The organism is Agaribacillus sp. DX54 (assembly GCF_056858335.1).
Map to the genome: position 1 here is coordinate 106,726 of NZ_JBXEQE010000004.1, position 22,730 is coordinate 129,455.

Here is a 22,730-nt window from a genome sequence, read left to right on the forward strand (position 1 = left end):
TCGAAAGATAAGATAACAAGCTTGTTAGCTTATCTCATATTTCATCTTATTGATTCTAATTCTGTTTTTTAATGACTCAACATCGATGCTGATGTGGTATTTTAATCTCATGTACCTCCTGATCACATCTATCCTTTTTCCTTTCTTCAGATATCTGCTCAACACGTTGTCAATTAGACAATTCATAACAATTTAAATTTAGGGTTGGCTATTATAAATATAACAATTTATCCTGAATTCAGTTTAAATCGGTGATGGGTTTGCATTAGAATATTGAAAATGTTATAATTAATCTTGGTTCGTTAAAAATCATTAGCCAGTACAACAGTTTTTTTGACCTGGAAACCGGTTCCTTCCGGATCAAGAATATCTACTAATACTAAATAATAGCCCGGTTGGGCCAGTGAATTTGCGTGATTAGTGCCATCCCACTGATAAAAACCCCTTATGCCGGCCAGATCGTTGTTGACAATTTCCTTAATCATTCGCCCTTTTATGTCATATACAAAAATACTGATCAGATAACCTCCCTTATCAAATTGATAGTTAATACTTGCAAAGTCTTTAATTCCATCGTTGTCGGGGGCAAAAACTTTTGGTTCAATGAATATTTGATCACTGACCGATGCCATAGGCAGGTTTTGTGAGTTTTTCTTACCGGGCGTGGTATATCCAACAGCGCTTGCTGCCGAATGCCAGTTATCCCGATTGTTGGTAGGGGCGGTGGCTGATATTCTTTCAAGCGAAACACCATTTAAATCCCGGAGCAGGCCATGATGATAGCTTTCCGAATAATCAAAGCTATCGATGTTTTGATCGAGGCTATCGGTAAGTGTAACATTACCCTGCTCATCGGGCAGTGTGGGCATACTTTTTACCTCATGGTAGTTTTTCTCGTTTCCAAACGGATAATCGGCAATTAAAGTGATGATATCTTCGGTGATTACCAGGTATTGGCCAGGTGCCACTACCAGATTACCTTGGATCTCTGCCACTTTGGGTTTTTGGGCAGTGGACTGGCTGTTTGAGAGACGCCAGGCTTTCATGTTTATAAATTTTTGTGAAACGTTATAAATTTCAACAAAATCCTTGCCTCCTGGTCTTGGGTTAAAAAGCACCTCGTTAATTACCAGGTCCAGGGAGTCTGCTGCGACTGCCAAGGCAAATTGAAAGGTATTTTTTTCTCTCTGAATCAAATTGCCACTACAGTCGATGACATAATTGATCGTTAAACTATGCAAGGTATTGGACTGCAGTGGGTGTTTGAATGAAATGACAACACTGGCTGCATAGGGCGCTGAATCGTCGATACTTTCAATTTCATTGGCGGGTGATATGTCGATATTGCTTTTCCTGATGGTTCTGGTATCAATTTTTTCATCGAAGAAGGTAATTATCTGCCGGGGGTTTTGAACCATTACATTAATGATAGTCGGCCCCAGCAGGTCCGGAATTATGTCCAGAACGGAATTTTGCACACCAGGCGTGCCCCCTGCCGGGTTTTGTGCGGCACGCCAGTTCCGGTTATCGGGACAGGCTTCAAGCGGGTTAACTTGTTCAAGGCTCCATCCACCTCTGGATTTGTCAGAATCCTGGTACCAATCGGTTCTGTAACTCACCTCATCAATGATTACACTATCTGCATTTCTCAGTACCAACTGGTCTTTATCATTGTTGAGGGTAGGCCAGTCGATAAGACCAACAGCCTCTCCAAATTCACTAAATAGGCCTTCCTGCCTATTTTTGCAGAGAATGATAAGCCGGTTCGGTTCAATTTTAAGTTCCGGTAGAACGGCCGATGATTTTGGATCGCTGATGGTCCACCCCGTCAGGTCAACCGGGCCGTTGGACGTGTTTAATATTTCAATGAATTCAGCTTCGGGCAACTGGTTTGGAGGGCTGGGGTCGGCCATAATTTCATTGATTACTACCGTCCGGAATCCTGCGTTTTTGGGTTGTTGTGAGTAGTTTTCACGGTTTTGATACTTGATACTTCCTTTACAGGAGGAATTACTGCGAATAGGGTTTGATACACTGCCGTGGGCATGTACCGCGCGTACTTTATTAGTAAAAAATAGTACCGCTGCCAAAAAAATAAGTCTAAAAAATGTCATTAAAGCGGTTAAAAAAGTATTGAATATACCTAAATATAGTATTTTTGTATGAAGAAATAAATCTTACAAATATGAAATTAGCAGTAGTTGGTGCTACAGGGTTGGTAGGCGCTGAGGTGCTGAAAGTGATAAAAGAGAGAAACTTTCAGTATGATGAAATTCTGATGGTGGCCTCACCCAGGTCAGTGGGTAAAACCATTGCTTATAATGATCGTAATCACGAAGTTATCAGTATGGAAGCGGCTGTGAAACAGCAACCTGATGTGGCGATTTTTTCTGCCGGTGGCAGCACTTCGTTGGAATGGGCTCCGAAATTTGCCGAAGTGGGTACCATCGTTATCGATAATTCTTCGGCATGGCGGATGAGCCCCAGGCATAAGCTGATTGTTCCGGAGATCAACGCTTCAAAATTAAGGATCGATGACAGAATCATTGCCAATCCGAATTGTTCGACCATTCAGATGGTAGTGGCTTTAGCACCGCTGCATGACAAATACAAAATAAAACGCATTGTAGTATCTACTTATCAATCTGTTACCGGTACAGGGAAAGCTGCCGTTGATCAGTTGATGAACGAGCGTGCCGGTAATGAGCATGGAAAGGTATACCCTTACAGGATTGATTTAAATGTCCTTCCTCACATTGACGTGTTTCAGGAAAACGGCTATACCAAGGAGGAAATGAAGATGATTAATGAAACCAAAAAAATTCTGGATGATCAGCATATGGCCGTTACCGCCACTACCGTCAGAATACCCGTGATCGGTGGCCATTCCGAGTCCGTCAACGTAGAATTTCATGAGGATTTTGAGCTGAATGAGGTCAGGGAATTGCTTTCCAACGCAGCCGGTGTAGTGGTTGAAGATGATGTGGAACAATTGAAATACCCAATGCCCATCAACGCTCACAACCGTGATGAAGTTTTTGTTGGCAGGCTAAGAAGGGATGAGTCACAGCCTAAAACCCTGAATATGTGGATTGTGGCCGATAACCTGAGAAAAGGCGCAGCCACAAACGCTGTGCAGATTGCAGAGTACATGGCAGCGCATAATTTGGTTTATTGATTGCCGGACTTTCGCAACCTCATGTAAAAAAATTCATTTTGGAACATCAGGATGATGACCCGGCAACTTTGCTGTTGTCCGCGTCCAAATATCCTGATGTCCCTTTGCGTGAAGTAGCAGCACAAATCAAAGCCAGACAGAAAGCCAAAAACAAGATACCATCCTGGTATCAGTCCGAAAACATCATATTTCCGCCAGCCCTTGCCATGGAACAATGCTCTTCGGAAGCTACTGCCAGGCTGAAAAGTGAGTGGCTTCAGGGGGATAAGCTGATAGATCTGACAGGGGGTGCAGGAATCGATACTTATTTTCTGAGCAGGCGATTCAATCGAACTTATTACGTAGAAAAAGAAACTGAGTTAGGTCTTCTGGCAAAACATAATTTTGCCCGGTTGCAGGCACCCCGTATCCACGTTACCATCATGGACGCCTTAGATTTTTTAAAGGGTGATTCTATGCCGGTGGACTGGATTTATATCGATCCCGCCAGGCGCGATGACCACCATGCCAGGGTATTCAGATTGTCAGATTGCCAGCCTGATGTGACCCTGATGCAGGATAGCTTTTTTCGCCGTTCAGATAATATTCTGATCAAAACTTCTCCTATGCTTGATATCAAACAAGCCCTTAACGCGCTGAGAAATGTGAAAAAGGTCTATGTAGTGGCCGTGAGAAATGAGGTGAAGGAGGTCTTGTATGCCATCCAAAAAGGATTTGAACGGACGCCTCACATCCATACCATTAACCTCAAAAATTATGAAGACAGGGAAGTTTTCAGCTATCCAAGTGATGCTGAATCCACCGCCACTGTCATTTTTGACCATCCCAAAGGCTATCTTTACGAGCCAAATGCAGCCATTTTAAAAGCAGGAGGGTTTAAAATCATTGGCGCGTGTTTTGGTTTGCTCAAATTGCATCCACATAGCCATTTATATACTTCTGATCGACACCTGAAAGATTTTCCGGGCAGAAAGTTTAAAATACAGGCGATATCCAGATTAAATAAAAAAGAAGTCCTGGCCCATATACCAGAAGGCAAAGCCCATATCACCGCCAGAAATTTCCCGTACTCCGTTGATATGATCCGAAAAAAAACAGGCCTGAAACCGGGCGGGGATCATTACGTCTTTGCCACCACAAATATGGATCATAAATTGGTGTTATTGATTTGTGTTAAGTTCCCCGTGGAGTGAAAAGGAGCGAGGGGGGGATGGAGGCAGGTTTCGGCACCAAAACCGGCAGCCTGTAACCCTGTAATTGTTAATTTCACTGTGAACCGTACATTATCTCTAGTCCCCACCAAAGTCGTCATCATCGAAGCCAAAGTCCCTTTTAAGGGTTTTTTTCATCTGTTCGTATTCCGCTTTCACGATGAGCATCTGCAAAATCCGCTGATCATATTTTCTTACCTGTTCAGCGATAAAGGCATCTTTGTCCTCCAAAATATTTTGTTTTTCACCTCTTTGTTTTTTGGCATACCATAAACTTGTGACCACCAAAACCAGCAGAATGGCAGATATCCCACCCAACGTTTTCGTCCTGCGAGTAAGTGACAACTGCAAAGCATCAGCTTTATGATGGGCATCATGTAGGAGGATTTCAGCCTGCAAACGGTGTTTTATTAGGTTACTTTGCAATTCCAGCAGTGCCTCCGACCGTCGCTGTTGGATCTTCATGTATTCTGTTAGGATCTCTTGGGCTAAAGGGAAATTAGCACTTTGGTGGGTTGCCACCTTACTAACGAATTCTATTGTTTTGTTGACGTTTGAACTCAATGGAGAAAGTTGTGTTTTATTGATGAGAGCTATGCCCTTTTTGAGCCATTGCATGGCATTCTGGGGTCTGCCGCTTTTGGTAGTGAGCTCGGCCAGCAGTAGCAGTGTGGATAGAGTGATATCAGGGTCTTGTAAGGTGTCCCTCAGGATCCACTGATTTTCAAGATACCAGAGAGCAGAGTCGTATCGTTCCTCTAGCAAGTAGCTTTCGCCAATGTTATTATAGGCTATAGCTTTGTACTTGCTCCACTTTGGCTGTCCTTCTAGCAATGACATTGACTTACCGTAAAAATTCCTGGCTTTGGTATAATCTCTCTGTTCTTTGGCCACTTTTCCCATTAGGGTATAAATCCTGGCAATTTGGGAAATCCGCTCTTTGGGACATGTGGCCAAAGCCTTGTCAAGTAATTTGATCGCAGGTACCGCGCTGCCTTTTTCTACATAGCAAATGGCCATTTCATATAACACTTCACTGAGATCATAAGGCCTATCTAACGCCAGAAAATGGGTTTTAGCCCGTTCCAGGTACTTCAAAGCCTGATCATACTTATTCGCCTGGGCGAGAATTTGACCTAGGTTAAGGTATACTCTACCCAGACCGGTTGTGTCATGTTGCTGTTCTGCAAGCCTTTTCCACTGAAAAAAATACCGGGTACTTTGTCCGAGGTTACCCTGTAGTTTGTAAGCCAGAGATAATTGACTAACAGCGAATGTCATGGTTATGTCATTACATGATTTTTCAGCCATCTGTTGCAACCGAAGTGACAGGGCAATGGTACTGTCCGGAGCCTTTTTACCGAGTCGTAAGATGGCAGATTTTAAGATGTTCTGCTGCTGCCATGTATGCAAACTTTCCGCGGTGGCATTTGTTGTTTGCAGCCGTCCTGAGATATTAAACTCCATGAAAAGCCATAGTAGGAAGCAAAAGTTTATCATGGATTATGTGTTTAACATACCTAAAGCAGTCTGCTGAAACAGCATGAAGACATTTAGCCAGTTAAACTCCTGCACATTCAGGGTGTCTTCCAACAGTTTGTCAATTAGCCTTTTCAATTCCGTTTCCATGGATATCATAGCTATAGTTTGGCAATTATCATTTCACTTTTTCGATTGGCACTTTTATACACTACTTGTTACAGGGGTATAACTCCCAGCCTGTGTTGATTTTTTTTGAAATAGTCTTGAAAATAAGCTGTCAATCCCCACCCTGGAGACAATATCTGTAGGAGATACTATTAGGCATCCAGGGTATCGAACTAAGAAGCTAGTTATAAGGATCTTTGAGAGAAATGTACAAGGGAAGAAAGGAATTGATACAATAAATCACATACACCATGGCCATAATCTGGCGATATCAAATTATTTGGCAATAGTGGGATCATGCATTATGGTAGCCATTAACCACCAATTAACAGTGGAGAGTATCGCAGCTATCCCTCAATGGGGATAACCAAGGTTGTATTGGGGTTTGTGAGCTTTATCCGTTCAGCAGTTCTTCTTGGTAGCGGATTTTTGTTTGGTTTTGATCTTCTAATCGTTTAATCTAAAAGGTCATCCTCATCCAATCCCATACCCCGTTTTCGCTTGCCAAGGATTTCTTCATATTCTGCCTTAACAATCATCAGTTGGATGATCTTATGGTCATACTCGCTGATCAAGTCCTTGATAAAGGTTTCTTTATCCTGGAGGGTTTTTTGGTTTCTTTGGTTAAGTTTTTTTATGAATGGAAGCCCTAGGGCTAACAAGGCAGCAAGAATTATAATCAATCCTGCGATTATTAGTTTCCGGATAGTCAAAGTATTTTCTTTGTCTGTCAATGAGGCTTGTAAAACTTTCGTATCTTTTTCACGGACAAACAGGTTTTCCCCTGCTTGTATACTGTATTTATCCAAATGATATTTTAAGTACTGTAGTGCCTGGAACTGTTGCTGCTGAATTTCAAAATAGCGTGTCAGCGTAGTTCCTTCGAGTAAAACACTACCTCTAGAGGCATTTATGATCGTTGTGACCATTGCCAAGGCTTCGTTCATATTTTTGCTTAACTTATTGGTCGTCTTAACTTTATCAATACCATAGTTCAGTACACCCAACGCCTTTCTTTTATTACCTAAGTTGAACTCCAGTTTTCCCAATAGTACATAAGTGGACAGAGTAAAGTCGGAATCATTTAATTGCTCTTTTTTGTTAAGCGCCTTTTTAATATAAATCCTCGCAGAATCATACTTCCCTTCCAGAAAATAACTTTCGGCGATATTGTTGTAGGCAATAGCTTTTTTCCTACCCCATTTGGGTGAATTGTCTAACTCAGATAACGATTTTTGATAGTATGAACGTGCGCCGGCATAGTCTTGCTGGTCTTTAGCAGTCCAGCCCAACCGGTTATAGATCATGGCCTTTGTTGATTTATCCAGATCTTTGCCGTGAGGAAGAATCCCCAGTGCCTCGTTAAGTAATGAGGCCGCTGCTTTGGGGTCTCCTTTTTCAATATAACGTTTGGCCATGTCATATAATGCCAGGATGACCTTGTCATCCTCTCCTGCAGCATGGTAATAGTCTTTGGCTTGTTTTAAGTAATTTAGGGCCTTGTCATGCTGTTTGGCTTTAGCAAAGATCAGGCCTATGTTGTAGTAAGCAGTACCTAAACCGGCGCTATCTGCCAACTGCTGATACAGCGTTATGGTCTGAAAATAATGCTGAATACTTTCTGCCAGATGTTGTTTGTGTCTATAAGCCCATGCCATTTCCTTGATGGCATATGCCTTACAGCTGTCATCATGTAACTTTTCGGCGATTTGCCGGAGCTGAGTGGCAACGATAATAATGGAATCCAGGTCGTTAATACCCAATTGTACGATCACTGATTTTAGAGAATCAGCCTGCTGATTTGAAGGCAAATGTGCCCAGGGATATTGATTGGCATGGAGCAAGCTGGTTGCCCAAACACAAATAAAAAATGTCAGTATGCAGAGATTTTTCATAAATATTTGGTGACTCAATAAATAAATTCAACAATATACGTATATTTTACGTTTAAAGAAAAATAATTTCTCTATCTTCCTTATAACGAGATCAATAGTGCTTTATTTAGTGTCTCTTTCCTTAAGTGGGGTCGTATTTTTAGTAATTTTCTGGTAAGGGGCGCCTAAATTCCTTCAGCCGATAATTAGGCTAAACTTTGGCTACATACGCATCAATGGCGTTGTACCACTACGGTAAATGCTAACAATTAAATATACTCAAAACTGTACTGACTATCAAGGTCATAGACAAAAGTAATTTTCCCATTTGCTGGGGAGAGGTAAGAGAAATTAGTTACACCTAAGCTTATGATTAAAAAAGACAAATAACAGTAGTTATGGAAGAATGTTATTTTTGAACACAACGTTGGTTACCAGCGGGGAAGGTTGAGAATAACCAGAGTTCGGAGGTTATCGCCTTTGCTATAAAAAATTTTCTTCATGTTTGATGTTAAAATAAAAAAGCGGGCAAACATTGCCCGCTTCCAGTTTTGTCCATTAACGTTTACCTCGATCATCTCCATCTTCGTCATCAGTCAATTCTACTCGGGGTTTGACATCGTCCGTACCATCATCGATACAAGCGGTAAAAGCGAAAGGGGCAACTAACATCACAAACATCATCAATAACTTTTTCATGGTAATAAAATTTAGATTGGTGAATAATTGATTAAAATAGGCCAGACCATCTCCCTCCCCGAGGGCCCTATGGCCTGTTGTTTCCCTTGACCATAGCTTAAAATAATTCAGGATATATAATAAAAGTCCCATAGCAATCACCGGCTAAGGACACCTAACCTTGGGTAACATCCCAAATCGGATAAGCCCAGCCGGTTCAATTAGGGTTAAATCAAAATAAAACTGATTAACTGGTTATGTCATACATTTTCTAATAGTGCTGGCTCAGCGATATCATGAAAAGCCTAAAACTTTGATATGACGGTAGCTGGACCTCTGTTTATTGCCCATGATGTCCACAGGCCTAATTTCATTTCCGTTTTTGCAGTCGGTGAATGTACTATGAAAGTACATTTTTTTTTTATAACGACCTAATTTTTAAGCCTTTATCTTGGTTTAATCCCTTGCGACCGTTGAACCTGTTTAGTGATGCGGGGCGACCTTTGTGAAAACCACCTGGAAATTTTGGATAATTTCCGAGCAACAAATTAAAATAGGCCTTTACCGGGGACTATAAATACTAATTTGTTTTGATGTTTGTGGTACTTGTCATTAAATGGGGACAAAAGCAATTGACATTGGTATGCGCTGCCATGTATTGATTAGGGCTGAAAGAATATGGCAGTTTAGCTATGGTGTGATGTAGCGGGACTTACCAATGAAGAAACATATCCATGCTATTAACATTCTTTTATTGGCACTTTTTACAACGTTAAAAAAACGTTTATATTTGTACTATAAGAACATCTATTGGGCAACTACTTAAAGTTATGGAAACGAAACTAATCCGGCAACTCTTCCAAAAACTTATTGATGAGACAATCACTGCTGGAGAACTTCATCAATTTTACACCTATGTAAAAAAGGCAAAAGGTGATACTGATATCCAGCAGTTACTTTGTGAACTGTGGGGGCAGATTGAATTGAACGATTATGCCCCCTCCATAGAGCCAGACAATGCAGGTTTCCTTCAGTTGCAAAAAAGGATGCGGTTATTGGACATATTGGTACGGGAGCATACCCAACCTGATGAGATCGATGAGATCATTGAAAAAATAGTCAAAGGACATTACCGATGAATGGCCTAACATAACACTAAACACAGCAGAAACTACCCAAAAGCTTGCCTGTAAAATAGGTAGGTATTGTGACCCATTCCTAAACCACTCGACCCTATCGATAATCGACATTCTTGAATTTTTAACAGTAAAGATTTACATTTTAATTTTTTTTTTGCATATTTAATGATTTGATAATCGAAAAATAACGTTTGGTGAACATGGGGACAGTTAATGGTGACCTAAGTCAGGAGACGAACACGGATACTGATGAAAGCATTTTGATCAAAAGGATAAAGTCCGGAGATGAGATAGCTTTTAAGGTAGTTTATGACCGTTATCAAAGAAGGTTGAGGCACTATGCCTTTAAAATAACAAAATCACGATTTATGGCCGATGAGCTCCTTCAGGAAGCTTTCCTCAGGATATGGCTTGACAGAAAGAAACTTAAACCGGAACTATCTTTTGATCACTACCTTTTTAAGGTTGCCAAAAACCTTGCCCTTAAACATTTCAGAAAAGTTGCCTTGGATGAGCGTTTAAAAAAACAGCAGCTTAATAACATAGAGAAGGTGAGCAACGCTACTCAAAACATTATTACGTTTAAGGAATACCAACATTTGGTTCAGGAAGTTATTCAAAATCTACCACCCAGAAACAGGTCCATTTATCTCATGTCCCGCCACGAGGGAAAAAGTAACCAGGCCATTGCCACAGCACTCAATATCTCAGAAAAAACAGTAAGAAACAACCTAGTGCTTGCCTTAAAAGCTATTAAAGAGAAATTGTTACATACTACTGAAATTACCCTGACGCTTTTGTTAGTCGTGTTAAGTTGATCCAATAATCTTCCTCACCCTATTCTTTAATCTACCATAATTATCCCACATTATTTTCAAATTATCCGAGCCTCTGTATCTTTTGGGACTGGAAAGGTACTGAATGAAACGAAATCCTAAAGCAGGAAAAACACCCTTTGGGGTTGGTCCAAAAGACCTTTTTCAGTAACCGTAGTTCCATATCGCAATTAGGGGACAACTCCCCTAATTTACAACTAACCTATGGCTTTTTATGAATTAAGTGAATTTTATTTTTCTGTCATTCATCTGGTTACAAAAAAAACCGAAAAAATACCGGGACATTTGTACCTCTCAAGGACAATTTGTAAAAACCCAGAAAAACAAAACTAACATTAGCACTCATTTAATGTTATGAATATAGAAGACGATATTAGTTTGTTATTTCAGAAGTTCATTGATGACAAAATCAATGAGGAAGAATTGAGTAGGTTCTATGCTTACATAGAACTTGCCGAAGCAAACCCTAAGATCCAGCAACTCCTCAAGGATTTATGGGAATATGCGGGTTGTACCTTTGATCCTGACTCTGACAAGCTGGAAGAAAGTGTCGATGAAATCCTGGGAAATAAAAATCGCTCCTTTGAGTATCTTCTAAGAAGTGTCAACGATTATAAAACTGAAGCAGCACAGGAAACAACAAAAAAGAGCAAGGTGCAGGAACTAGGAAGCAAAAAACAAGGCTTGTGGGGGTGGTTAAGGGGACTTTTTGTATTAGTGATCATCGTAGCTGCGGGAGTATGGTACTATTTCAACCACCAGGAACCTGTAACAACAGCAGAAGTGGCTTACGTGGAGAAGGTTAGTGAATATGGACAAAAGTCTATCATCCCGTTGCCTGATGGCTCTTCTGTCAAGCTCAATTCCGGCAGTAAGCTTGTTTATCCACAGCTTTTTGAAGGCAATACAAGAGAAGTGATTCTGGAAGGGGAGGCCTTTTTTGAGGTGTCAGAAGATCCGGAGCGTCCTTTTATGATTCGGACCGGCGATCTGATCACCACAGTGTTAGGTACGACTTTTAATATTAGGTTCTATCCCGAGGAGCCACAAATCAAAGTGGCTGTGGCATCCGGTAAGGTGCGGGTAGAAAAGGCTGAAAATAAGTCGACACCACAAGAAGACGCCGATGATAAAGCAGCGGCCGTTTTGACGGCCAACATGCTGGCCTCCTATAATCAGGCCAACAGTCAAATCAAGGTAGAATCCAGGGAAAGCATCGCGGATCTGATTGCCTGGAAGGAGGGGGTGTTGAAGTTCAGCGGCACTCGGTTTTCCGAAGTAGTCAAAACCCTTGAAAAATGGTATGGCGTAAAAATCAACGTTGAAAATGAAAGGTTAGGGGATTGCGTCATCTTTGGGGAATTTAAAAATGAAAGCTTAATGCGCGTCATGCAAACGCTACAATACGCGATAGATATTGATTATCAGCTAACAGATCAAGGTTTGACTGTGAATGGCCTTGGGTGTGAAAACACACCGCCAAATTAGTCGCGAACATAACGATGCTGGCCACATAAAATAGGTGAAAAAGATGGCCACAGATATAATTTCAATAAACGAACCAAAAAATGAAAGACTTTAACCCTTATCGCTATGTACAACATGGTTTACCAAACTGGAAAAAAACCTGCCTAGGCAATCTGACCCGGAGGTTACAACGGCCCTTTGTTACCCACAGGATGGTCCAATGACTTCGATCTTGGTATGATAACGTTTACATTTTAAACAAAGAAAATATTAATAAAAACTGATTGGCTTAATCCAGGTGTTGTAGCAAATGTTTAAGCCTCTCTAAAGATCTAACCAAAACCAAATCTTTTATGAAAACAGATTTACCTTATCTAAGGGTACTTATTATGATGAGCAGAACCTTTTTCTATGGTATTATCCTCACCTACCTCTTTTCGGGGGTCCTCCTAGCCAATGAGGGTAATGCACAACATAAAAGTGTAAATGAAGTATTTATTTCTTTAAAGCTTCAGCAGGTTACCGTCCGTCGTGCGCTGGAATCGATACAAGAGAATACTGAGTTCAAGTTCATCTTCGAACAGGGCGTGCTCAGCGCCACTGAAGGCCAACGGGTGACCTTAATGGTAGATAATGAGAGTGTGGCCGATGTCCTTAAAACCGTCTCCAACGAGACAGACTTGTCTTTCCGCCAGTTGAACGGCAGCATTGTCGTTAAGGCTCCTCCACCGTTGAAGAAATTACAGACTCCGAAGGAGGAGGAATCTGCGCTGGAACAAAATATCAGTGGGAAGGTGACCGATGAAAATGGCGAACCCCTTCCAGGTGCCAGTGTTTTGGTGAAAAACACCAGCATTGGTGTGATCACGGATGCCGTTGGAAACTACCGGCTGTCAGCCCCTGATGAAGCAACGACGCTGGTATTTTCCTATGTAGGCTATGAACGCAAGGAGGTAGCCATAGCGGGGCGCGCGGTGATTGACATTTCGTTGAAATTTGATGTCACTACGCTTGGGGAAGTAGTGGTAAATGTGGGTTATTATGAGGTAAATAAAAAAGTGCAGACCGGTAATATTGCTAAAGTAACAGCACAAGAAATAGAAAAACAGCCTATCACCAATCCTTTGCAGGCTTTGCAAGGGAGAGTTGCAGGTGTATATATACAACAGAATACGGGTGTTCCGGGGGGAGGTTTTGATATACAAATAAGAGGTCAAAACAGCCTTCGAAATACATTAAATGATAATGGTAATCAACCTTTTTACATAGTTGACGGTGTACCTTATGTTCCATCATCTTTATCATCATTTTTTGTGGGTGGTCAAGTAATTCCAAATGCCAATCCACTTAATAGCATCAATCCGGCGGATATTGAAAGTATTGAGATTTTAAAAGATGCCGATGCTACCGCCATTTATGGTTCAAGAGGGGCCAATGGAGTAGTCTTAATTACTACCAAAAAGGGGACACCTGGAAAGACTAAAGTAAATTTTGATATAAGCACCGGTGTTGGTAAAGTGGGAAACAAAATGGAGCTATTAAATACTGAACAATATCTTGAAATGCGTAGGGAGGCATGGTACAATGCTGGATTAAACCCTGAAGATTTCGCATTTGCAGCATTTGATTTGCTCGAATGGGATACAACTCGTTACACTGATTGGCAAGATGTTCTATTAGGTGGAACCGCTAATGTAACAAATGCTCAAGCAACTATTTCGGGAGGAAATAGTAAAACACAGTTTTTATTTAGTGGGGGGTACTTTCGTGAAACGACTGTATTTCCTGGCGATTTTGCCTATCAAAGAGGCTCAGGACATTTTAATTTAAATCATACATCAGATAATAGCAAGTTAAGGGTTTCTTTGGTGATTAGTAATACAAGGGATAACAATAATTTGATAAGGTCTGATCTTACCAGAAGAGCACTAAATCTTCCACCAAATGCTCCAGATATTTTTGAGGGTGAGGGTAATTTAAACTGGGAAAATGGTACTTGGGAGAATCCTTTTGCTATATTGGAAAGAAAGTACGAGGCGAAGACAAAAAATTTGATTACAAATACAAACATTAGCTACGAAGTATTACCTGGGCTTCAGCTAAAATCAAATTTAGGTTACTCTAATTTGCAGTTAGATGAATTTAGCACAATCCCAGCCGGTTCTCAACAACCCGGAAGTGGCTTACCAGCAGTTGCTAGTTCTGCTAAACGTAACGAAGAAACTTGGATTGTTGAACCTCAACTGGATTATAATACAAATTTTGGGGACCATAGGTTAAATATTCTTATCGGCAGTACATTTCAAAGGAATCTAAGTGAGTCAGAAAGAATACAAGTAACTGGGTTTGCTAGTGATGCTTTAATTCGCAACATACAGGCAGGGACAACTATATTAAGTAATATTTCTGATTTTACAGAATATCATTATAACGCATTATTTGGTCGTATTAATTACATTTGGGAAGAAAAGTATATTTTTAATTTGACTGGTAGAAGAGATGGCTCAAGCCGTTTCGGTCCGGGTAATCAGTTCGCCAATTTTGGTGCGATAGGGACTGCTTGGATTTTTTCTGAAGAAGATTTTATTAAGAATTCATTGCCCTTTTTAAGTTTTGGGAAACTAAGGGCTAGCTATGGCACCACAGGTAGCGACGCTATCGGAGATTATGGTTATCTTGATAGCTATTCATCGACGCAACGTCCTTATCAAAATATAGGTGGCCTGATACCTATTCGTTTAGCAAACCCTGATTATGGCTGGGAAAAAGTAAAAAAATTGGAGTTTGGGCTTGAGACAGGCTTTATCGGAAATCGTATACTTTTAACCGCAAGCCATTATAGAAACCGTTCATCAAATCAGCTTGTTGGTTTACCACTATCTAACATCACCGGATTTTCTTCTATTCAAGCAAATCTTCCAGCGACAGTCGAAAATACTGGTTGGGAATTTGAACTAAATACCACCAATATGAGAAATTCTAACTTCAATTGGGTAACTTCTTTTAATGTTACCATTCCTCGTAACAAATTGTTAGAATATCCTGATCTAGGGCTATCGCCATTTGCTAATACATATGAAGTTGGTAAATCCTTGTTTATAAGAAAAGTGTTTAATAATACTGGTGTTGATCCTGAAACAGGAATGTATACTTTTGAAGATATCAGCGGAGATGAAAGTATTACTTTTCCAGAAGACATCATCCCATTAAAAGAGGTTGCACAGCAGTACTTTGGAGGAGTTAGAAATAGCATTACTTATAAAGGCTTACAAGTAGATTTTCTATTTCAATTTGTAAAACAAACAGGTAACAATATATTTAGAGATTTTGGAATACCAGGAGTTGTATCGGCTCAACAACCGATCTCAGTGCTAGATCGTTGGCAGAAACCTGGAGATATTTCTAACTTCCAACAATTTACAGTGGGATTAAATCCTGATATTGTCACAGGACATAATAACAATTTCTTACTTGGTACCAATTCTGTCACCGATGCATCTTTTGTAAGGCTTAAAAATGTGTCTATTTCTTATCAAATCTCTGATAGCATTTTAGAACAATGGAGATTAGAAAATCTAAGAATTTACATTCAAGGTCAAAATCTAATTACTTTAACAGATTACCAGGGTCTGGATCCAGAAAGTCAGGGTTCATCACTTCCTCCTTTGCGTATGATAACCGGCGGTCTTCAAATTACATTTTAAAACTTGATAATATGAAATCTCTAAATTGTAACATAAAAATATACAATTTAAAATTGGGTAAACTAATAATATTCTGTCTACTATTAATGATTTTGTCAACTTCATGCGAAGATTTCGTTGACATTGATCCACCCAGAAATCAGATTATTAGGGAAACTATATATACAGACGATGAGTCTGCAATGGCTGCAATAATTGGTATTTATAGCGAAATGACAAATGAATCTAGCATAATAACAACTCAAAGTAATTTATTTGAAGGATGGTGTTCAGACGAATTTTTTATATTTTCGTTTTCAGCCCCAGAATTAGAATTTTTTAATAATGAACTTACAAGTACAAATTCAATAGTTGGAGGGAATTGGGATCAGGCATATAAATTCATCCATTATTCTAATGCTGTTCTAGAAGGTTTAGCTGCTTCTGAAAATATAAGTGAGATAACTAAACAACAATTAACAGGAGAAGCAAGATTTATTAGAGCATTAACCCATTTTTATTTAGTAAATGTTTTTGGAGATGTACCCGTGATCACGACCACCGATTTTAAAGTAAACAGTGTAGCCTCTCGTAATTCGAAACAACAGATTTATGCACAAATAATTTCGGATTTAGAAGAAGCTCAAATACTTTTGAATGATGACTATTCCTTTTCAAATGGAGAACGGATACGTCCCAATAGATGGGTCGCTACAGCCTTGTTGGCTAGGGTATATCTTTATCTCGATGATTGGGCAAATGCTGAAGAGCAGGCCACTGCTATAATCAATAACTCGCTGCTTTACAGTTTAGAGTCCGATTTGAATGCGGTATTCTTAGCCAATAGTAATGAAGCTATATGGCAACTAAAGCCTAACGCTGCAAACAAAAATGCTGAGGATGGTTTTACATTTATTCCCGCTAATTTTACTTTACGACCTTTTAAAGTTTCACTAAATGACCAATTAATTAATGTTTTTGAAGCTGGAGACGCAAGGTTAAATAATTGGGTTGGTAGCTATGATGTAGACAACACGACCTACTATTTTCCTTTTAAGTATAAAGTCAGAGAATCTTCCAGCATTACAGAATATAATATGATATTCCGCTTAGCAGAACAGTTCCTAATACGAGCTGAAGCACGTGCAAATCAAAATAAAATAGGTGAGGCAATTGATGATCTAAATATAATTCGGGCTAGGGCTGGATTGTCCAATTTATCTGCTTCTTTGGAAGTTGAACAAATGTTATTGGCAGTTGAACAAGAAAGAAGAATAGAATTGTTTGCTGAAGGTGGCCATCGCTGGAGAGATTTAAAAAGAACTGGCCAAGCAAATACAGTTCTGGCATCAAGTAAACCTAGCTGGCAAACCACTGATGAGTTATTTCCCATACCACAATTGGAGCTTGAGAAGAATCCCAACCTTATACAGAATCAAGGCTACTAAGTATTTAACATTTCTTAATTTATAATGTTGAAGTTTAGATTTTTTATCCAAATGGAAAAAGAATACATTAATTCCAAAACAGGATTATGGACATTTTGGGATGGATGAAATCAATATCTAACAATTAAAAATCAAAGATTACGCAAATATGAAATTTACTAAGTTCGTTTATGTCACTTTAACCTTATATTGCTGTAGCAATGGTTCTGCGGAATCAATCAGTATATCAAATCAAAAACCTTTAAATGTAGGTGACAGGGTTCCAGATATAGCATTTAACCACATGGTTAACTATCAGAAGAAAACTGCTAAAATTTCAGACTTTCAGGATAAACTGCTAATTCTTGATTTTTGGACAACTTGGTGTGGCCCCTGTATAGCAGATTTTCCAAGGTTGGATTCTCTGCAACGAAAATTTTCTGCGCAGATACAAATATTGCCAGTTACTGGTGAAAAGCCTGAGAAAATTGAGACGTTTTTTGAAAGGTTGAAGAAGAAAAAACAAATCATACTACCGAGTGCAGCTGATACTGATTTAACCGAATACTTTATGGCAGATGGTGACTTATGGCTCGGTAAAGTATGGATTAATAAAGGAACAATTATAGCATACACAGAAAAGGAGGCTGTAACAGAAAAGAATATTCAAGATGTTCTTTTAGGCAAGCCTTTAGATAAAGGCTTGCAAAAGGTGATACATAAAGTCTTACCAGTTGATTTCAGCAAGTCGTTATTAGAAGGTAACACTCTCTATAGTGCTAGGACAGCCAACTATTATTCAGCGGTAACAACTCATATTGAAGGATTAGAACCCATGGCACACATAAAACTCCCCAATGCTGAGAGCAAATATGCTGGAATGCGCCTTGTAAATGTATCACTTTCACATCTTTACTGGCAGGCTTATGAACTACACCCTTTTCATCAAATTAAATTAGAAATGGCTGATTTTAAGCATTTTGACCCTCCAAAAAACAAAAAAAGTAGTTCTAATTTATACTGTTATGAGTTAATCAAGGAGAGCGCCGGGATAGAGGAGTTACGAGAAATAATGCGAAAAGATTTGAATAAGGCATTTGGCTACAATGTGTCGATCAAAAAAAGAGAAGTCAGCTGTGTAATACTTAAAAAGTTTAATGAGAAATCCTTATCAGACGGGGGTGACGTTCATGCAGAAATCACCAATTTTTACGTCAACCTAAGAAATGCTCCTTTTTCCACATTCACCTCAAAGCTAACATACTTTATGGTAAATAAAGCAATTCCATTTGTAATAGATGAAACCGGTATAAAAGGAAATGTGGATATAGTTTTTGATGCTGATCTTAGTAACCCACAGGCTGTCGCCAAAGAACTCAAGAAGTACGGATTGGTATTAAAGGCAGAGAAACGGAAGATGGAAATGTTGGTTATAGATGACAAAACCAACGAATGAAGAATTAATTTCTCAGTCTAATTGAATGTTATAAGATAGCTTTGTATTAATAATCACTATTAATTATGATCGAATCCTAAAAGAATATTGATTTGCAATTGTAAAGATTTAATCGTAAAGTTAATGTTATTCAAAGCCCAATTGGTGAATTTAAAAGTAATTTTCTCTAGTTTAATGAGGTCGTAATTAGATTAAAAATTTGGAAGTATTAAAATGGGGAAAAAGAACATTCTGTTAGTTATTTTAATTTTGTGTTGGCTCAATTCATGGAGTCAAGTAACCGATCCGGTGCAATGGAGCTTTATTGTTTCAGAATCTACAGTGCAGCCTGGGGATGAAATAGAATTGTTTTTTAAGATTGATCTTGAACCCAATTGGTATATCTATTCCAATGATTTCGAAGTAGACATAGGACCGATACCCACGAAAATTAGCTTTGATGCGCATAAAAGTTACCAACTTATAGGTAAAACTAGGCCACTGAATGTAAAAGAAAAGTACGATGACATTTGGGGCATTACTTTTCGGTATATGGATGAAAAAGCCGGTTTCAAGCAAAAAGTAAAAATACTAGATGATAATCCTATAATAAAGGGGTATTACATCTGCTTGGTTTGTTCAATGGTAGATGGCAAATGCATTTCTAAAAAGGAGAGGTTTATGTTCCCAAAATTAGGGACCTCGCCAATTCAACAACAAAATCTAAATGAAAGGAAATCTGTTAATTAATAATTTTTCATTATCAATGGTATAATGCTCACATCTTTTCCAGGCTCATTGCAATTGATCCTTATTCTTTTAGTTTTAAAAAGATGATATATATTAAATTAGTCAATTCAAATGATAATTATTTAGAAATATTCGTTAATTAGTTAAAAAATTTGGCTAATCAGATTTTTTTTTGCTGTGTTGAGGGGATGGATGTTTTTGATTCTTATGCTTGGAAACGGTGACTTGGAAAATTACTCAGAATAACTAAGTCCAAATTTTCTTTGGTTTGATTTTTTCTGTTACCGGTTGTAGGCATATTTATTTTCTTACGACCGCAGAACATTTGCAGCTCCCAGTCCGAGTTAAGCCGCTTTAACAGGGTAGGATCATCCATTCGTAGCAATTGGGACAATAATAAAAGGGCGATTTGTCCTTCATTGTCAAACCAGGATCTACGGCTAGCCCCACTTTGATCGGGCAGCAGGCCGGACAACTGACCAATGGGTAATACCGAGCGCAGTTTGCCTAACTCAGTCTGCTTGAAAATGTACAATTTGGGAGAAAAAGTAGCATATTGTTCAAAAAGCTCACCTTGTTCTGAAAAATTCTACATATATTTCTGTTGTTAATATTAGATATGTTACCCCGAATATAGTGTTATTGAGCCTTTTTCGAGGTTTTTCTTGGCAGAATTTTTAATACTTATTCCTGATTATCAATCAATTGATTATTTTCCAAGTCATCGTATTTAGATTCTTCTTCTAATGGACTATTAAATTCCTGAGAAAATATTGAATCAAGTTGATAGGAAAGCAGGTATCGATCATGAATAGCAAAAAGCCTATCTTTTAATACTTGAAAACCCTTCATTTTGTGTCCTTGATAGTGAGAAATATAGAAGCTAAATTCATATGTTCCTCTCGCTTTCAAATTGTAAACATCGATTACATTAGATTTCTGGAATGTTCTTTTATCTTCATTGTCAGCAATAAGGTTTGAATTTATAAATAACCAATTACCATACACACAACTTTTCTTATTGACCAAAAAAGGTGGCGAAGCCAATGTAATCGAATTATTTGACTGAATTTCAGCTACTTTAATCTTAGCCTGGCTAATAGTATCTATAGTGTTGCCTTTGTAAAGTAAATTCAAATTGGTATCCATGCAGATAAACTGATTTCGGTAATAATAAATGTATACCAATATATTCATTTCTCGATTATGGTGTAGCATCCCATCAGTACAAAAAACTCCATCTACTTGTTTCTCCAGAATATCAGATGCATAGTGGATATATGAAGAATCAGGTCCAAGTTTTTTTTTGGTCAAAATATACTGCCCCAAAGTTTTATCTATGGTTCTGAATACAAAAGATGAAGGGGAAAGTGATACAGTTGGATTGGTAAAAAAAGTGTTGTTCAACATAAATCGCTCCATATAAGGTTTGGGTAGAATGCCACGTAGTATTGCCGGCGATATGCCATCCATTACATATACTTGAGGATGATCCACAACTACTTGCACAGCATCCCAGTATTGTAAATGTGAAGGCCTATCCAGCCTAACATGGAGGGTATCAGTAAAATTGGTAGAGACAACAAGCATATGAGCAGTCAACATAGAATTCCCCAAATAAATGTGACTATCAGATGTTCCTGCCAAATAATAAGAGTTATGCCGCATATCAACTGAATTATCTGACTCCAGTACTACTGATTTGATTTTCCTAATAAATCCATTCCTGATATCATTTGAATTATAGCTACGTATGTACAAGAAAAGAATTATGAAAGCACTAAAAATAAAACAAAAGCTGATCAGGAAAATGATACGATTTGGCATAGTTGAGTATAAGAAACTTAAGGATAACTATTAAGATTAATTGTTTTAATTCTACTAAAATTATCAGGGTCTTTAACGAACTTTCGAGTACCTTGATCAAACTGCAGCAAGTAAATAAAGTTACAACCATTAAATATTCATTTGTCGAACCCCTTAATTAAGACTCGATCAAAGCTCTGATCACTGGATCTTATTGGTATTTATAAGCTACAATACAACCACCTGCTTGATAGATTTCTTTCATTTGAAAATCTATATAAATAGTACAGTTTGGGCCGAAGTGGTAGAGACTACAGTTAATTGGCTTCTGAATAATGATGTCTGACGGTTCACAGCTTCCATTAACTGGCTTTAAACGAACCGTTGTTGAGCCTCTAGCTCCAAGTGTATAAATTGCTCCGACAATTAAAACAGAGGTAAAACTTATCGAAATACTTCTCATAAATAGCTCTTTACTTCAACTTCATCTAAAACAAATAAGACATTGGTACTTTATAGTACCAATGTCAATATCAAAATTGATCAAGGCTGTTTAGCATAGGGAGTTACACAGCTACCTGCTTGAAAAATTTCCTTGGTGACTCCAAAGTCAACAATTGTGCAAATATTTCCAGGCTGTAATGCACAACCTTGAGGAAGGGTAATTGCCCTATCTTGTGTCTCACAACTTCCATTTACAGGCTTTAAACGTACTGTTGTTGAAGCATTATCCGTTGCAAAAGCAAAAGCTGCTCCAATGGCAAATACAAAAGCGATAGCTGTTAAAATACTTTTTAAAGAATTCATGATTTTATTATTTAAGGTCGAATAAATTGCCTACTCTTTTTTACAGGTTTTCGGTTACCCCTGATCTTATGGCCATAAAATTTCTTTTCCCCATTTTTCCCCTTTCAAATGACGATGCTATTTTTCCAAGTTTGGATCATACCATAGCGGGTTGATTACTTTCATCAGCTTTAGTATGCAGCAAAATGCCGCCTAAACCCAATATTACAAAACCGATATTAAAAATTAAGTGTTCGGTCCACCCCATACTCTCCAGTACACCGCCACAAGAGCATGGTATATTCTCATCGATTGTCAATATCGCAATAATGTAAGCCGTAAACATCACCATCAAGCTAAAGGAAGCGTATAAACCCACTAATCGAAATCTTGTTATTGCCAACATCCCAGCAATTAGCAATTCCGAGATCGGTATCACCCAGGCCACTACCCCGGCAAAATCCGTTAATAAGGGCGACTGCCCAATCTGCACCGTAAACTTCTGCACATCTATCAGCTTCATGACCGCCGCGTAGGTGAACAAAAGAATAAACAGAAAGCAAATGATTTCAAGCGCTACTTTCTTTGTTTTATCAGATTTTAATTGGTTGATGAATGTTGCTGTTGTCATGTTTTTAGTTAATTAGTTTCCCTTAATTAATGGGCCACAAAAGGCAATTTTGATCGAAAGGAAAAGGGTACAGTGTTCCTGGTTCCCAGTGATAGTCTTACGTTTACTCCCAGGCCTACAATGCCCCTTTGCCTTTCATCTAATATGATTTAAGTTGATTCTTTCCTCTTTTTCCCATCCTT

The 22,730-nt window shown here is 38.7% G+C and carries 18 protein-coding genes; 9 read left to right on the forward strand and 9 right to left on the reverse strand.

Going from position 1 to position 22,730, the window contains the following annotated elements:
• Positions 1-24: 24 nt before the first annotated feature.
• Together AC04NP_RS06410 and AC04NP_RS06415 are read right to left on the reverse strand one after the other, a co-directional pair.
• A complete protein-coding gene (locus AC04NP_RS06410) occupies positions 25-186 on the reverse strand; it encodes a hypothetical protein (RefSeq protein WP_482858691.1) in 162 nt (53 codons plus the stop codon).
• Positions 187-302: 116 nt separating this feature from the next.
• Positions 303-2,114: a lamin tail domain-containing protein gene (locus AC04NP_RS06415; protein WP_482858692.1), complete on the reverse strand. Its 1,812-nt coding sequence runs from the start codon at positions 2,112-2,114 to the stop codon at positions 303-305.
• 71 nt (positions 2,115-2,185) lie between these two features.
• On the opposite strand from AC04NP_RS06415, the gene AC04NP_RS06420 reads away from it, so the two are divergent.
• Positions 2,186-3,178 carry an aspartate-semialdehyde dehydrogenase gene (locus tag AC04NP_RS06420; protein ID WP_482858693.1) on the forward strand — a complete coding sequence of 331 codons (993 nt, stop codon included), beginning with the start codon at positions 2,186-2,188 and terminating at the stop codon, positions 3,176-3,178.
• A 38-nt stretch (positions 3,179-3,216) separates the two neighbouring features.
• A complete protein-coding gene (locus AC04NP_RS06425) occupies positions 3,217-4,371 on the forward strand; it encodes a THUMP-like domain-containing protein (RefSeq protein ID WP_482858694.1) in 1,155 nt (384 codons plus the stop codon).
• 96 nt (positions 4,372-4,467) lie between these two features.
• Here the strand turns inward: AC04NP_RS06425 and AC04NP_RS06430 are convergent, their stop codons facing one another.
• The 4 genes from AC04NP_RS06430 to AC04NP_RS06445 all read right to left on the reverse strand — a co-directional run bounded on the left by AC04NP_RS06430 (position 4,468) and on the right by AC04NP_RS06445 (position 8,741).
• Positions 4,468-5,889: a tetratricopeptide repeat protein gene (locus AC04NP_RS06430; RefSeq protein WP_482858695.1), complete on the reverse strand. Its 1,422-nt coding sequence runs from the start codon at positions 5,887-5,889 to the stop codon at positions 4,468-4,470.
• Between the two features lie 3 nt (positions 5,890-5,892).
• A complete protein-coding gene (locus AC04NP_RS06435) occupies positions 5,893-6,018 on the reverse strand; it encodes a hypothetical protein (protein WP_482858696.1) in 126 nt (41 codons plus the stop codon).
• Between the two features lie 473 nt (positions 6,019-6,491).
• Positions 6,492-7,931 carry a tetratricopeptide repeat protein gene (locus tag AC04NP_RS06440; protein WP_482858697.1) on the reverse strand — a complete coding sequence of 480 codons (1,440 nt, stop codon included), beginning with the start codon at positions 7,929-7,931 and terminating at the stop codon, positions 6,492-6,494.
• A gap of 537 nt (positions 7,932-8,468) precedes the next feature.
• Entirely contained in the window at positions 8,469-8,741 is a 273-nt protein-coding gene (locus AC04NP_RS06445; RefSeq protein ID WP_482858698.1) for a hypothetical protein, read from the reverse strand.
• 677 nt (positions 8,742-9,418) lie between these two features.
• Here AC04NP_RS06445 and AC04NP_RS06450 point away from each other — a divergent pair.
• The 7 genes from AC04NP_RS06450 (at position 9,419) to AC04NP_RS06480 (ending at position 19,325) form a co-directional block, all read left to right on the forward strand.
• Positions 9,419-9,727, forward strand: coding sequence for a hypothetical protein (locus AC04NP_RS06450; protein ID WP_482858699.1), 309 nt, complete (start codon positions 9,419-9,421; stop codon positions 9,725-9,727).
• A 200-nt stretch (positions 9,728-9,927) separates the two neighbouring features.
• Complete coding sequence (locus AC04NP_RS06455) at positions 9,928-10,545, forward strand: RNA polymerase sigma factor (RefSeq protein ID WP_482858700.1); 618 nt, start codon at positions 9,928-9,930, stop codon at positions 10,543-10,545.
• Between the two features lie 372 nt (positions 10,546-10,917).
• Entirely contained in the window at positions 10,918-12,051 is a 1,134-nt protein-coding gene (locus AC04NP_RS06460; protein ID WP_482858701.1) for a FecR family protein, read from the forward strand.
• A 332-nt stretch (positions 12,052-12,383) separates the two neighbouring features.
• Positions 12,384-15,734 (forward strand): SusC/RagA family TonB-linked outer membrane protein, encoded by a 3,351-nt coding sequence (locus AC04NP_RS06465; RefSeq protein WP_482858702.1) that lies wholly within the window; start codon positions 12,384-12,386, stop codon positions 15,732-15,734.
• Between the two features lie 11 nt (positions 15,735-15,745).
• On the forward strand, positions 15,746-17,161 hold the full coding sequence (locus AC04NP_RS06470; protein WP_482858703.1) for a RagB/SusD family nutrient uptake outer membrane protein: 1,416 nt from the start codon (positions 15,746-15,748) through the stop codon (positions 17,159-17,161).
• Between the two features lie 148 nt (positions 17,162-17,309).
• The gene (locus tag AC04NP_RS06475) at positions 17,310-18,596 is read left to right on the forward strand and encodes a TlpA family protein disulfide reductase (protein ID WP_482858704.1); all 1,287 of its coding nucleotides are present in this window, start codon (positions 17,310-17,312) and stop codon (positions 18,594-18,596) included.
• A 213-nt stretch (positions 18,597-18,809) separates the two neighbouring features.
• The gene (locus AC04NP_RS06480; RefSeq protein WP_482858705.1) at positions 18,810-19,325 is read left to right on the forward strand and encodes a hypothetical protein; all 516 of its coding nucleotides are present in this window, start codon (positions 18,810-18,812) and stop codon (positions 19,323-19,325) included.
• Between the two features lie 684 nt (positions 19,326-20,009).
• Here AC04NP_RS06480 and AC04NP_RS06485 read toward each other — a convergent pair.
• The 3 genes from AC04NP_RS06485 to AC04NP_RS06495 all read right to left on the reverse strand — a co-directional run bounded on the left by AC04NP_RS06485 (position 20,010) and on the right by AC04NP_RS06495 (position 22,548).
• Positions 20,010-20,972, reverse strand: coding sequence for a hypothetical protein (locus AC04NP_RS06485; RefSeq protein ID WP_482858706.1), 963 nt, complete (start codon positions 20,970-20,972; stop codon positions 20,010-20,012).
• A gap of 702 nt (positions 20,973-21,674) precedes the next feature.
• Complete coding sequence (locus AC04NP_RS06490) at positions 21,675-21,938, reverse strand: DUF6520 family protein (protein ID WP_482858707.1); 264 nt, start codon at positions 21,936-21,938, stop codon at positions 21,675-21,677.
• Between the two features lie 136 nt (positions 21,939-22,074).
• A complete protein-coding gene (locus tag AC04NP_RS06495; RefSeq protein WP_482858708.1) occupies positions 22,075-22,548 on the reverse strand; it encodes a MauE/DoxX family redox-associated membrane protein in 474 nt (157 codons plus the stop codon).
• Between the last annotated feature and the right edge of the window lie 182 nt (positions 22,549-22,730).

Bases quoted from the DNA above. Each gene is read 5' to 3' on its own strand.
- AC04NP_RS06410 (WP_482858691.1), bottom strand. From the start codon at position 186: ATGAATTGTCTAATTGACAACGTGTTGAGCAGATATCTGAAGAAAGGA.
- AC04NP_RS06415 (WP_482858692.1), bottom strand. From the start codon at position 2,114: ATGACATTTTTTAGACTTATTTTTTTGGCAGCGGTACTATTTTTTACT.
- AC04NP_RS06420 (WP_482858693.1), top strand. From the start codon at position 2,186: ATGAAATTAGCAGTAGTTGGTGCTACAGGGTTGGTAGGCGCTGAGGTG.
- AC04NP_RS06430 (WP_482858695.1), bottom strand. From the start codon at position 5,889: ATGATAAACTTTTGCTTCCTACTATGGCTTTTCATGGAGTTTAATATC.
- AC04NP_RS06435 (WP_482858696.1), bottom strand. From the start codon at position 6,018: ATGGAAACGGAATTGAAAAGGCTAATTGACAAACTGTTGGAAGACACC.
- AC04NP_RS06440 (WP_482858697.1), bottom strand. From the start codon at position 7,931: ATGAAAAATCTCTGCATACTGACATTTTTTATTTGTGTTTGGGCAACC.
- AC04NP_RS06445 (WP_482858698.1), bottom strand. From the start codon at position 8,741: ATGGGACTTTTATTATATATCCTGAATTATTTTAAGCTATGGTCAAGG.
- AC04NP_RS06450 (WP_482858699.1), top strand. From the start codon at position 9,419: ATGGAAACGAAACTAATCCGGCAACTCTTCCAAAAACTTATTGATGAG.
- AC04NP_RS06455 (WP_482858700.1), top strand. From the start codon at position 9,928: ATGGGGACAGTTAATGGTGACCTAAGTCAGGAGACGAACACGGATACT.
- AC04NP_RS06460 (WP_482858701.1), top strand. From the start codon at position 10,918: ATGAATATAGAAGACGATATTAGTTTGTTATTTCAGAAGTTCATTGAT.
- AC04NP_RS06465 (WP_482858702.1), top strand. From the start codon at position 12,384: ATGAAAACAGATTTACCTTATCTAAGGGTACTTATTATGATGAGCAGA.
- AC04NP_RS06470 (WP_482858703.1), top strand. From the start codon at position 15,746: ATGAAATCTCTAAATTGTAACATAAAAATATACAATTTAAAATTGGGT.
- AC04NP_RS06475 (WP_482858704.1), top strand. From the start codon at position 17,310: ATGAAATTTACTAAGTTCGTTTATGTCACTTTAACCTTATATTGCTGT.
- AC04NP_RS06480 (WP_482858705.1), top strand. From the start codon at position 18,810: ATGGGGAAAAAGAACATTCTGTTAGTTATTTTAATTTTGTGTTGGCTC.
- AC04NP_RS06490 (WP_482858707.1), bottom strand. From the start codon at position 21,938: ATGAATTCTTTAAAAAGTATTTTAACAGCTATCGCTTTTGTATTTGCC.
- AC04NP_RS06495 (WP_482858708.1), bottom strand. From the start codon at position 22,548: ATGACAACAGCAACATTCATCAACCAATTAAAATCTGATAAAACAAAG.